The sequence below is a fragment of the Clostridium sp. AF22-10 genome (assembly GCF_003478725.1).
Lineage (GTDB): Bacteria > Bacillota > Clostridia > Lachnospirales > Lachnospiraceae > Otoolea > Otoolea fessa.
This window is the reverse complement of the sequence record NZ_QUFZ01000001.1, coordinates 278,899-291,992: the sequence shown is the minus strand read 5'-3', so window position 1 is coordinate 291,992 and position 13,094 is coordinate 278,899. Positions and strand designations below refer to the sequence as shown.

The following is a 13,094-nucleotide window of genomic DNA, read 5'->3' as shown; positions in this document are numbered from 1 at the left end:
AATGAAATCCTGGAGACGAACATTAGCGATAGGCTTTATCATAGCGATAACTTCGCAGCTTTATTGGAACGTATTTGTCAACAATTTCCGTGTGTCAGCGTCGGTTATCCTGCTTCCGGTGCTGATTATGACAGTCGGAAGCCAGATTCACACGATGACGATCTGTACGGTGACGTCGGTCATAGTTTTTTTATTCCGAATTGTGATATATTATCTGCAGGGAATGCCATCCGAGATGCTGGTACAGCTTGCGATGCCCGGAGCATTCTTTTATATCGTGTACGGCATGATGTTCAAGCTGCAGATCCGGAATAAACATATCGCGAATCTGGAAAATGTGATTGCGGCGGCATTTTTCTGTGACTTATGCTCGAATATATTCGAAAACTTCCTGGCGGCGCTTCTTAAAAACAATGCGATGCCGGGACCGGATATAATTCAAAAGCTTTTTATGATTGCCGCAGTCCGCACACTTTTTGTGGCACTGGCACTGATCGGAGAACAGCAGTACCGGCTTCTTCTTACGAAAGCGGATCATGAGAGCCGTTATCAGCGGTTATTTCTTATGACAACGGGACTCAAGACTGAGATTTACCTGATGCATAAGAACACCGAGGAGATCGAGCGCGTCATGAGCAATGCATACAAGCTCTATGAGCAGATTCTGGAAAAGGATCTTCCACGGGAAATGCAGCAGATGGGACTTGAGATAGCGCGGGATGTCCATGAGATCAAGAAAGATTACATCCGCATCATTCAGGGCATTGAGGAGGCGATCGAGGAAGAGTCGAACGAGGAAACGATGAGCCTGCAGGATCTTCTTCGGATTCTGGAATCATCCACCTACCGGACCATGGCGGAGAAAAAGCTGGATATCCGTCTGATGTTTGACTGCCGGGACAATTTTATGACGCAGGAACACTACCAGCTTATGACGATTCTCAAAAATTTGGTAGGAAATGCGGTGGAAGCGATCGAATCGACGAAAAAAAGTGGGATGATCTGGATTCGGGAGTACAAAAAAGATGGCAATTATGTGTTTGAAGTAGCGGACGACGGACCGGGAATTTCAGAAAAACATCTCCCACGGATTTTCAATATGGGATATTCAACGAAGTTTGATGAAAAAACCGGCAATATATATAGAGGCGTCGGGCTCTGCGGTGTGAAAAACGCGGTAGAGGAGCAGTTTGAAGGTAGTATTTCAGTGGATTCGGAAGAGGGAAGAGGAACGAAATTCCATATTGAGATACCGATAGCGAAATTGGAGGAAATAGAGTAAATGGAGATTTATATTGTTGAAGATGATATGTCAGTGATCAGCGTCCTGCAGGATATTATTGAAGATAATGATCTGGGAATCGTCTGCGGAACTTCAGAGGGACAGCCGGCGGATGTGGATGATATCCTGGCAAAGAACCCGGATATGGTTCTGATTGATTTTCTGATGCCGGAAAAGGACGGTGTTCAGGTCATGCGTGAGCTGCGGGAAAGAGGCTGCAAGGCAAAATGCATCATGATTTCCCAGGTGGCGGCGAAAGAATTGATCGGCAAGGCATACGATGCGGGCATTGAGTTCTTCATCAGCAAGCCAATCAATATCATTGAGGTAAAATCGGTCATCCGTAATGTGGATGAGCAGATCAAGAATGAGAAAACACTGACGAATATTAAGAAAATGTTCATGGCAGAGATCGCGGATATGCCGAAGGAGAAGAAAAAAGATGACGGTTACGGCAGAAAGGTGCTTTACATTTTAAACCGTCTCGGCATGTCCGGCGAGAAGGGCGGCGACGATATCCTTCGGATCTGCGAGTATCTGCACAACAACGGACGCCCGATCTCCCAGGTCAGCATCGGTCAGCTCTGCGAGCTTTTGAGCGATGCGCCGAAGAACATGGAGCAGCGTGTCCGCCGTGCGATCGCGGTCGGCATGTCGAACCTGGCACATTTGGGTATTGAGGATTTCATGAATGAAACCTTTACTGCATACTCCAGCACCCTGTTCCCATTCGAGGAAATCCGGGCAGAGATGGATCACATCCGCGGTAAACGCCGTTACGGCGGCAAAGTCAGCATCAAAAAGTTCATCGACAGCCTGATGCTGGCGGTAGATCGTGAGGTATAACGGGTAGATTTACAAAACTTTCCAATCTGTTTATCATAAGTTAAAAAAATGTTATAAAAATTTTATGTTTTTATGATGGATTTTGTAGTTTTTTGTCGGGGCTACAGTATTATACACTTGCGAGCAAGAAAAAAAATAGGTTGGAGGTAGTTGTATGAAGACAATCGAGCTTGATATGTATCAGGCAACCGCAGTTGCGGCACTTGTACTGTTACTGGGACGTGTTCTGGTAGCTAAAATTTCTATTCTTCGTCGGTATTGTATTCCGGCACCTGTAGTTGGTGGTTTCCTTTATGCAATCGTTCATACCATCGTAAGAGGCATGGGCATTCTGGAAATTTCCTGCGACATGACACTTAAAAACGTATTCATGGTAGCTTTCTTCTGTAGCGTAGGTTTCACAGCATCCTTCCGTATGCTGAAGAAGGGCGGCGTTCAGACAGTTGTATTCCTGGCTCTGTCAGCTGTTATGGTAATTCTTCAGAACGTTCTGGGTGCTGGTCTGGCAAGCGTATTTGGTCTGGATCCTCGTCTGGGTCTGGCAACCGGTTCCATCCCGATGGTAGGTGGTCACGGTACTGCTGGTTCCTTCGGACCGTTACTTGAGGAATTAGGCGTAGCAAATGCGAGCGTTGTAGCTATCGCTTCCGCTACTTATGGTCTGGTTGCAGGCTGCGTAATCGGTGGTCCTATCGCAACTGCTAAGATCCGTAAGTACAAACTGTCCGCAGCTACTGAGGCAGCTACTAAGACTGAGACTGTAGAGACAGATGAGACTGGTGCAATCGATTCCGCTAGAATCCTTGACGGTCTTCTGTACTTAATCGTTGCTATCGGTGCTGGTACTATCGTATCCATGTTCCTTGGCAAGTTTATGACATTCCCGTTCTACATCGGCGCAATGTTAGTTGGTGCTATCATCCGTAACATCATGGATGTTCAGAACAAAGAGATCCCGATGGAAGAGATCAGCACACTGGGCGGTGCTTCCCTTTCCGTATTCCTGGGTCTGGCTATGATCGATATGAAGCTGTGGCAGTTAGCTGAGCTGGCTGTACCGATGGTAGTTATGCTTCTTGCACAGACAGTACTTATGTTCTTCTATGCAAACTTCGTTGTATTCAACGTACTTGGCAAATCCTACGATGCTGCTGTTATGACCAGTGGTTTCTGTGGATTCGGTATGGGTGCTACCCCGAACGCTATGGCAAACATGCAGGCAATCACCGGCGTATATGGTCCGGCTCCGACTGCATTCATGGTTGTTCCGCTGGTAGGTTCCTTATTCATCGACTTTGTAAACGCAACTATCCTGACAGGATTCATCAGCTTCCTGGGCTAATAGATGCGAATTTCAAGAGGTCTGCTTTTGGGCAGGCCTCTTTTTTTGCGTAATAGGAAATTTCTTGGAATTTTCTATCACACAAAAAGGAACTAATGTGCCAATGATACGTACTCGCGCGAAGATGCAGGTTGTCGCAAGCGGCCGCGCGAGACGCCCGAATGTGCCAGGACACATTCGTTGTCCATCCCCGAGTTATAATCAAGAACAATATAACTCCATAAGCAAATGATAATAACATCTATAAGACTATTTTTATTTGATTTTGCCGAAGAGATGATATATAATACATTACAGAAACAGAAAAGTTCACAAAAACGATTTGGAACCAGAGGGAAAATTGTACAAGATAGATGAATATATCATCGAGTATTAGTGGTAACCATAGTTGAGTGAGCTATTCAAACTTATATACATATCAGGAGGTATTATCTAATGAGCAAGTATGTTGACAGAGTTCTTGCAGAACTCAAAGAGAAAAACGCACATGAGCCGGAATTCCTTCAGACTGCAGAGGAAGTATTATCTACTCTGGGTCCGGTTGTAGATGCACATCCGGAGTACGAGAAGGTAGCTCTTCTTGAGAGAATGGTTGAGCCGGAGAGAACAATCGAGTTCCGTGTTCCGTGGGTTGATGACAACGGTGCTGTTCATGTAAACCGTGGCTATCGTGTACAGTTCAACGGCGCTATTGGACCGTACAAAGGAGGCTTACGTTTCGCTCCTTCTGTAAACCTGTCTATCATGAAGTTCTTAGGCTTCGAGCAGACATTCAAAAACAGCTTAACAACTCTGCCGATGGGCGGCGCTAAAGGTGGTTCTGACTTCGATCCGAACGGCAGAAGCGACAACGAGATCATGAGATTCTGCCAGTCCTTCATGACTGAGTTATATCGTCACATCGGACCGGACGTAGATATCCCGGCTGGTGACCTTGGTGTAGGCGGACGTGAGATTGGTTATCTGTATGGCCAGTACAGAAAACTTCGCGGTGCATTCGAGAACGGTACTATCACAGGTAAGGGAATGTCCTTCGGTGGTTCTCTGGTTCGTCCGGAAGCAACTGGTTACGGCGCTGTTTACTATGTAGAAGCTGTTATGAAACATGAGAACGATGACATCAAAGGCAAGAGCGTTGTTGTATCTGGTTTCGGTAACGTTGCTTGGGGTATCTGCAAGAAACTGGCTGAGCTGGGTGCTAAGGCTGTTACCCTGTCTGGTCCGGATGGATACATCTACGATCCAGATGGTGTTGTAACTGAAGAGAAGATCAACTACATGCTGGAGATGAGAGCTTCTGGACGTAACAAAGTTCAGGATTACGCAGACAAGTTCGGCGTACAGTTCTTCCCAGGTGAGAAACCGTTCGGCGTTAAGGCTGACATCATTATGCCGGCTGCTACTCAGAACGATGTTCGTATGGAAGAGGCTAAGAAGATCGCTGCTAACGGCATCAAGTACTACATCGAGGTAGCTAACATGCCAACTACCAACGAAGCTCTGAGATTCTTAATGGATCAGAAGAACATGGTAGTAGCTCCGTCCAAGGCTGTAAACGCAGGTGGCGTTCTTGTATCTGGTCTTGAGATGAGCCAGAACAGCGAGAGATACAGCTGGACAGCAGAGGAAGTTGATTCCAAACTTCATCAGATCATGACTGGTATCCATGATGGTTCCGCAGCAGCAGCTGAGAAATACGGCTTAGGCTACAACCTGGTAGCTGGTGCTAACATCGTTGGTTTCCAGAAAGTTGCTGACGCTATGATGGCTCAGGGTATCTGCTGGTAGTCAGTAGTTCCCCATACCATATGGAGTGAATGTATAAGTAATATAATTGCATAACGCAGTTACATAAAGAGACTGCTGATTCGGACAACCTGGCGACAGGAAGTCCGGCTCAGCGGTCTTTTTTGCGTAATAGGAAATTCCTTGGAATTCCCTATTACGCAAAAAGGCACTAACGTGCCAAGGAATAATTCTTCCCTCCCACACATAAAATAGTAATGGTAATTTTTGACAGTCTATCTAAGACGTAAATGTTCAAGCAGGGAGGAGAATGAGAGAATGAGAAGAACAAAAAAGACGAAAAAAACGAGAATGCAGGGACACATGGCAGTAGCAATTTCCATGGCGATGGCGGCAGGGCTGGCGCTGACGGGATGCGGCAGTACCGGAACGACAGGAGTATCGGCAGAGACATCTGCGGGAGGTAAAAATGAAGCCGGGAGGAATACTGCCGGTAACACAGCAGGCGGACAGGAAGAAAGTCAGAGTGGGGCTGGCGCTGCGCAGGTGACAGACACGAAAAAGGGCGGAAAGGATGGCGGAACCAGCCTCATTTTCACGACGGGAGGCGATCAGGGTACATATTATGGATTTGGCGGCGTGCTTGCAGGAAAGATAGGGGAATCGACCAGCACTTCGGTGACGGCGATCACATCGGGCGGTTCGCAGGCAAATATCGAGGCGCTGGATGCACATGATGCGGATTTGGGATTTGTGCAGTCGGATGTCATGGCATATGCCTACAATGGTACGAATCTCTTTGAAGAATATGGAAAAGTTGCTGATTTCTCGACCGTGGCGGCGCTCTATATGGAGCAGGTGCAGATTGTTACGCTGGATCCGTCGATTCAGTCGGTAGCCGATCTGGAAGGCAAAAATGTTTCGGTCGGCGCGGCGGGGTCAGGCGTCTATTATAATGCGGTGGATGTGCTGGGAGCATATGGATTGGATATCGAAAAAGATATAAATCCGACGTATCAATCCTTTGGGGACAGCGCAGAGGCGCTGCAGGATGGCAAGATTGATGCGGCATTTGTCGTAGCGGGTGCACCGACGACCGCAATCACCTCCCTGGCAGCGACGAAGGATGTGTATCTCGTCAGCCTGGACGATGAGCATATGGATCAGCTGATTAAAGAATCGCCATATTACAGCAAAAACACGATCCCAGCGTCCGCGTATGGAACGGATGAGGATATCAGGACGGTGGCTGTCGGTGCGGTAGTAGTGGCGCGCGATGACGTTCCGGCAGAGGATATCTATAACTTCTGCTATGGCGTCTTTGAAAACATGGATTCCATCAAGGCGGCGCATGCGAAGGGAGCGGAGCTGAACCTTGAATTTGCCACTTCGGTCACAGCGGTTCCGTATCATCCGGGAGCAGCGGATTATTTCGCAGAGAAAGGGATGGAGGTGCCGGTGAAATAAGGGGGAAACCCAGAAATGAAGTATGAAAGGGGGTTATACGAATGGGTGAATGGAAGGAAAAGAAAAACAGGGCACCAGATCTAAAATACCTGGAACGTGAAAGCCTGAAAAAGGGCGATTCGGACACAGGGACAGCTGCGGATGTTGAGTTAGTCATGAAAAAATATGACCGCGAGTCCAACACGCGCGTCTGGCAGGGGAAACCAGCATCGATCATCCGGTGGCTGTCGGTATTATTTTCCGTTTACAGCATTTATGTGACGCTTTTCAGTACCGCCTTGCCGGAAATCCGGTTGTCGATGTTTCTGGGAATGATTCTGATTCTCGGGTATCTGCATTATCCGATTCAGAAGGGAGACGGACGCATCAACCATATGCCGTGGTACGACTGGGTTCTGATGGCAGTGGGGGCGGTTCCATTTTTCTATTTTGCGGCGAACGCGCATGCGATCATTAAGCTGGCGACGCGGGTCACGAAGAATCCGGTTATGGTGCTGATGGCGATTCTGGCGGTGCTCTCGCTGATGGAACTTTGCAGGCGTTGTGTGGGAATCCCGATTCTCTGTGTGGTCGGTGCACTGCTTGTATATACATTTGCGACGGTGCGTTTTGGAAAGGTTATTTATGATTTATTTTACACGACGAGCGGAGTTATGAATACGCCGATCAATGTCTGTGCAAAATATATTGTGGTCTTCATCATTTTCGGGGCGTTTCTGGAACGGACGGGGATCTCGAATTTTTTTATCGACCTAGCGAACTGTCTCTGCGGTTCCTCGGCGGGCGGTCCGGCGAAGGTGGCGGTTATCTCCTCGGCGCTCTGCGGGATGGTATCGGGATCTTCGGTTGGAAATACTGTCACAACGGGTTCGGTCACGATCCCGATGATGAAAAAATGTGGTTACCGCCCGGAATTTGCCGGAGCAGTGGAGGCGGCTGCTTCGACCGGCGGGCAGATCATGCCGCCAATCATGGGCGCGGCAGCATTCCTGATGGCAGAATATATGGGCGTGCCGTATGCGACGGTGGCGCTGAAAGCGATTCTTCCGGCAGTGCTGTATTTTGCGGGTATTTATATCGCAGTGCATCTGGAGGCACAGAAACTGGGACTTCGTGGAATTCCGCGGGAGGAACTGCCGCAGATGCGGGTGCTGATGAAACAGATCTATCTGCTGGCACCGTTGATTGTGCTGGTGGTGCTGGTATCGACAAATACATTTACGATGCAGTTTTCTGCGTCGGTAGCGATCTTTGCCGCGATTGCGGTCGGTGCTCTGAACCGGAATAACCGGATCACGCTGAAAAAGATTGTGGATGCGCTGGAGGCAGGCGGACGCGGCACGATCACGGTGGCGGTTGCCTGTGCGATGGCGGGGCTGGTGGCTGGATGTATCACATCGACCGGTCTGGCATCGAAGCTGATCACGGCAATTGTGGCAGTTTCCCAGGGAAAACCGCTGATCGCGCTGTTCCTGACGATGTTATGCTGTATCGTGCTTGGCATGGGCGTTCCGACGACGGCAAATTACTGTATTATGGCGGCGACCTGTGCGCCGATTCTGATTGCACCGGAGATCGGGATCAATCTGGTCTGCGCGCATTTCTTTGTTTTCTATTTCGGAATCGTGGCGGATATCACACCGCCGGTGGCATTGGCAGCTTATGCGGGTTCCGCGATCGCGAAAGCGCCTCCGATGAAAACGGCACTCAATGCGACGCGGCTGGCGGTTGCCGCTTTTATCGTGCCGTATATTCTGGCATTTAACCCGGCGATGGTATTCATCGACACGAATGCACTGCAGGTTGTGCAGATCTGCATCACCTCGCTGCTCGGTATCTTCGGGATTGCGGCGGCGCTTAACGGTTTTCTGTTTGGATGGCTGTCCGTTGTAGAGCGGCTGGTTTTGATCGTGGGCGGTCTGTGCATGATGGATCCGGGCGCATGGACGGATCTTCTGGGACTTGTGTTGGTTGGCGGTGTGACATTCTGGCAGAAGAACCATGGATTGGAGAAAGATGCGGAGACGGGTGTTGGATGAATGAATTTGCATTGCAGTTTACATAACGTGTAAACTGTGATGTGAAGTGTGTGTAAACGTAGACCGCACAGGCGCAGGCATGTGCGGTCTTTTGTGGCATAGGAAACTTCGTGCGGTTTCAGCAAGGTATGTTTTTTGTTTCCGGTGGGATGTTTGCAAACCAGAGGCTGTGAATCGGGCGGTAGCGAATCGATTTTAAGATAATTTTCACAAATTCACTCTGGAAATATCGGGTGGAATATGGTTAAATAGTCAATAGAGTTTTGCCACCCAAAAGAGTGTAGAAGGAACGGAAAGGAGAAATACCAGGATGGATGAGAATAAAGAGTTGGTAGAGACAATGGAGGACTATGCCGAGGAGCTGGAGGCGTCTTTCAAACGCCTGCATGAGGGCGATATTGTGACAGGCACGGTTGTTGCAGTGACAGACGACCAGGTGCTGGTGGATTTGAAATATTTTGCTCAGGGCGTGATTGACCGTGAGAATCTGAGCAATGATCCGGATTTTAATATGAAGGAAGAGATTCAGCCGGGCGACCTGCTCACGGCAACGGTAATTCAGACCGACGACGGCGAGGGCAATGTCGTTTTATCCCGCAAGGAGGCGAATGACAGGATGACGTGGGAACATTTCCGTCAGCTGCTCGATGAGCGCACACCGCTTGAGGTTACTATTTCCGAGGTCGTAAACGGCGGTGCGGTTGCAATGGTGGAAGGCGTGCGCGGCTTTATACCGGCGTCGAGACTGGATGCAGCGTATGTCGAGGATCTGGACAGCTGGAATGGAAAGAAGATTCCGGTGCTGGTGATTGAGGCGGATGAGGAGAAGAAACGTCTCGTCCTGTCCGGCAGAGAGTTGGCGAGAGAAAAACAGGATGCGGAGAAGAAGAGCCGGATTGCGCGCTGTGAGACTGGCGCGATCATGGAAGGAACGGTCGAGACAATCAAGCCATACGGCGCGTTTGTCCTGCTGGAAAATGGCTTAAGCGGACTGGTACATGTTTCCCAGATGAGCAAAAAACGCGTGGAGAATCCGGGTGCAGTCGTAAAGGTGGGACAGAAAGTGACGGTGAAAATCCTGTCTACCGCAAATGGCAAACTAAGCCTCAGCATGAAAGAGGTAGAGCCGGACGAAGCGCCGGAAGAGGAAGTATTTAATTATCATGAGTCAGGCGAGGCGACAACCGGATTTGCCGAGCTGTTAAAGGGCTTTAAATTTGACTAAATAGCAGTAAAGGAGAGGGAAAATTGAATATCCCTGAGACGTATAATCAGCTTGACCAGTGGACGACAGTCATGTTTCTGTACAATTCTGCCCTGAAAGCGATTAACACGAAAATTGAAATTCTAAATAACGAGTTTATTCATTTATATAATTACAATCCGATCGAGCACATCAAATCGCGCCTGAAAACACCGGAGAGTATCGTCAAGAAGCTTAAACGCGGTGGATATGAGGTGACGATCCCGAACATGATTGAGCATCTGAGCGATATTGCGGGCATCCGTATTATCTGCTCGTTCAGCCCGGATATTTACCGGATCGCGGAGATGATCGCGCGTCAGTCGGATGTGACGGTGCTGGTGGTGAAGGATTATATCAAGAATCCGAAGCCGAATGGCTACAAGAGTTACCATATGGTTGTAACGATCCCGATTTATCTAAGCGATGGTCCGGTGGATACGAAGGTGGAGATCCAGATACGGACGATAGCGATGGATTTCTGGGCAAGTCTGGAACACAAGATTTATTATAAATTTGAAGGAAATGCGCCGGATTATCTGGAGCAGGAACTGAAAGCCTGCGCGGATATGGCGGATATGCTGGATAATAAGATGTTTTCCCTGAATCAGGCGATCACGAAGATTGCGGAGGAACAGGCGAAGGAGAAGGAAGCTGCGAAAGTGGCGGAGGAAATGAAGAAAGCAGAGCGGGAGGATGTGCCCGCGGGGAACGAGCAGGAGCCGAAAGACGGGAAACGGAGCGGGGAAGCTGCGACCGGGAACCGGAAAGAAGCCGGAGAGTAAGAGACGAAGAAAATGAAGATACGCAGGCGGATGGGTGAGACAAAGCAGATTGTTCAGGTAAATGGGGGGAATATTCTGCTGTTTGAGCTGGCTTTCCGTTTGCTCACGCTGCCGCTTCTTTTGCAGGCAGTGGCGGCGCTGTTCCGGCTGTCGGTGCGCGCGTCTGGCTACAGTTATGTGACGGTCAGCAATCTGGTTTCCTACCTGCTGCGGCCGGTTACGATCGCGATTCTGGTTTTGATGGCAGCGATCCTGCTGGTGGGAGTTTCCATCGAGGCGGCGGGACTTCTGGCGGCATATCAGGCGGCGGCACTCTCGCGGAAAATGAGCGCTTTTTCGATGTTTGCGGCAGGCATCCGTCTGACGGTATCAGAGATCCGAAAGCGGAATCTGAGGTTGTTTCTGGTGCTGGCGGTTCACGGCCTGGTGCTTCATTCATTTTTGATTTACCGGATGTTATGCCATGTGAAGGCGGTCAAATTTATCCTTCCGGCGCTTCTGGCGGAGAACTGGGGGCGGCTTTTACTGGTTGGCGTGATTGTTGGCGCGGTTGTGATTTCACTTCCGACGATTTTTATCTGTTTTGGCTGTATGCTGGAGCAGCGGTCGTTTCGGGGCGGATTTCTGCGAAGCAGGGAGCTGCTGCGCGGTAATCGGGTACAGGTAGTTGGGACACTTGTTTTGTGCAATCTGGTAGTTACGGCGGTGACGGTGGTGCTCTATCTGATTGCGGTTGTGATTGTGGCGGTGTTTGCTGTCTGGTTTGCGGACCGGCGTCTGGAATTGATTCTGGTTTTAGAGGCGCGCGACCGGATCGAGATGGTTCTGATGCCGCTCATGAGCATCGCGCTGATGTCGGTCAATTATGGCGCATTGACGGTGTTATATGTGCAGCTGGACCGGAAACGTCAGAACAAAGAGCGCTGGAAGTTTGAAGCTGGCGAACATGCGGGTCTTCCGTGGATGAGCCGCCGCAACCGGATGGCGGCGCTGGCACTTCTGACGGCATTGAGCGCCGGAGCAATGTACGACGCTTTTTACCGGGGCAATGTGCTGGCGGCGGATCAGCTGAGGGAAGTGCAGCTCACGGCGCATCGGGGCGCATCGACGAGTGCACCGGAGAACACGATGCCTGCGATGGAGGCAGCGGTCGATCAGATGGCGGATTTTGCAGAGCTGGATGTGCAGGAGACGCGGGATGGTGTGCTGGTATTGTTCCATGACAGCACTCTGGAGCGGATCGACGGGACGCGGCGGACGATCCGATCGCTTTCCTGGGACGAGCTGCAGCAGGTAGATGCCGGTGGCTGGTATTCGGAGCAGTACAGCGGGACACGGATTCCGAAGCTGGAGGACGTTATCGAATATGTCAGGGGACGGATGATGCTGAATATCGAGATCAAATATGCCGGCGCTTCGAGCGATCTGCCGGAAAAGGTCGTGGACTGTATCCGGGAGAATGATTTCGTGGAACAGTGCGTCGTGACATCGACGAGTCTTTCTTATTTAAAGCGGGTGAAGGCGGCGGATTCGGATATTTATACGGGCTATATCCTGTCGGCAGCATATGGAAGCTATTACGAGGATGATGCGATCGATTTTATCAGCCTGCTCTCCAGTTCAGCGAACCGGAAGCTGGTCGAGCGCGTCCATGCCTGTGGTAAGGAGGTTCATGTCTGGACGGTCAATAAAAAGAGTGAACTGGAGCGAATGAAGATGATCGGCGTCGATAACATCATCACCGACCGGCCGATCCTGGCGCGGGAGGTCATTCTGGGCGAGGAAAATGCGGAGAATCTGCTGGCGCGGCTGAGGGCGCTGCTGCGGTAAAGAAAGATTACAGGAAAAATAAAAATCAGGAGAAAAACATGAGATTTGTACTACAGAGAGTCAAACACGCGAGTGTAAAGGTAGACGGCGAGCTGATCGCTCGATCGGCCGTGGATATATGGTGCTGATGGGCGTCAGCGACACCGACACGGAGGAAATCACCGACAAAATGGTGGATAAAATGTGCAAGCTGCGTATTTTTGAGGATGAGAACGGCAAGACGAACTGTTCGCTGGCGGATGTGGATGGCGAGATCCTGCTGATCAGCCAGTTTACTTTGTACGCGGACTGCAGCCACGGAAACCGCCCGGGCTTTACGAGTGCGGGAAATCCGGAACTGGCGAACCATCTCTACGAACACGCGCTGGCGCGCTGCGCCGGACAGGTGCGGAAGGTCGAGCACGGTATTTTCGGGGCAGATATGAAGGTCGAGCTTTTAAACGATGGACCATTTACGATTCTGCTGGATAGTGATACGATAGTGAAAAAGAAATGATTCGCAAAAGGAGGAAGG

The 13,094-nt window shown here is 49.9% G+C and carries 10 protein-coding genes; all 10 read left to right on the top strand.

What is annotated here, in order from left to right; all coding sequences use genetic code 11:
- The first annotated feature begins 1 nt into the window (after position 1).
- The 10 genes from DWX91_RS01310 (at position 2) to dtd (ending at position 13,076) form a co-directional block, all read left to right on the top strand.
- Complete coding sequence (locus DWX91_RS01310) at positions 2-1,282, top strand: sensor histidine kinase (RefSeq protein ID WP_118538190.1); 1,281 nt, start codon at positions 2-4, stop codon at positions 1,280-1,282.
- Positions 1,283-2,128 (top strand): DNA-binding domain-containing protein, encoded by an 846-nt coding sequence (locus DWX91_RS01305; protein ID WP_022359963.1) that lies wholly within the window; start codon positions 1,283-1,285, stop codon positions 2,126-2,128. It abuts the gene before it with no gap.
- Between the two features lie 154 nt (positions 2,129-2,282).
- Positions 2,283-3,470: a sodium/glutamate symporter gene (gene gltS, locus DWX91_RS01300; RefSeq protein WP_117796259.1), complete on the top strand. Its 1,188-nt coding sequence runs from the start codon at positions 2,283-2,285 to the stop codon at positions 3,468-3,470.
- 435 nt (positions 3,471-3,905) lie between these two features.
- Complete coding sequence (gene gdhA, locus DWX91_RS01295; RefSeq protein WP_118471372.1) at positions 3,906-5,258, top strand: NADP-specific glutamate dehydrogenase; 1,353 nt, start codon at positions 3,906-3,908, stop codon at positions 5,256-5,258.
- Positions 5,259-5,534: 276 nt separating this feature from the next.
- A complete protein-coding gene (locus tag DWX91_RS01290; RefSeq protein ID WP_233430208.1) occupies positions 5,535-6,683 on the top strand; it encodes a TAXI family TRAP transporter solute-binding subunit in 1,149 nt (382 codons plus the stop codon).
- 41 nt (positions 6,684-6,724) lie between these two features.
- Positions 6,725-8,722 (top strand): TRAP transporter permease, encoded by a 1,998-nt coding sequence (locus DWX91_RS01285; protein WP_182426688.1) that lies wholly within the window; start codon positions 6,725-6,727, stop codon positions 8,720-8,722.
- Positions 8,723-9,032: 310 nt separating this feature from the next.
- Complete coding sequence (locus DWX91_RS01280) at positions 9,033-9,947, top strand: S1 RNA-binding domain-containing protein (protein ID WP_107000639.1); 915 nt, start codon at positions 9,033-9,035, stop codon at positions 9,945-9,947.
- A 71-nt stretch (positions 9,948-10,018) separates the two neighbouring features.
- Positions 10,019-10,750: a GTP pyrophosphokinase family protein gene (locus tag DWX91_RS01275; protein ID WP_337550534.1), complete on the top strand. Its 732-nt coding sequence runs from the start codon at positions 10,019-10,021 to the stop codon at positions 10,748-10,750.
- A gap of 12 nt (positions 10,751-10,762) precedes the next feature.
- Positions 10,763-12,580: a glycerophosphodiester phosphodiesterase family protein gene (locus DWX91_RS01270; RefSeq protein ID WP_118538186.1), complete on the top strand. Its 1,818-nt coding sequence runs from the start codon at positions 10,763-10,765 to the stop codon at positions 12,578-12,580.
- A gap of 118 nt (positions 12,581-12,698) precedes the next feature.
- Entirely contained in the window at positions 12,699-13,076 is a 378-nt protein-coding gene (gene dtd, locus DWX91_RS01265; protein WP_412693797.1) for a D-aminoacyl-tRNA deacylase, read from the top strand.
- Positions 13,077-13,094 lie beyond the last annotated feature (18 nt).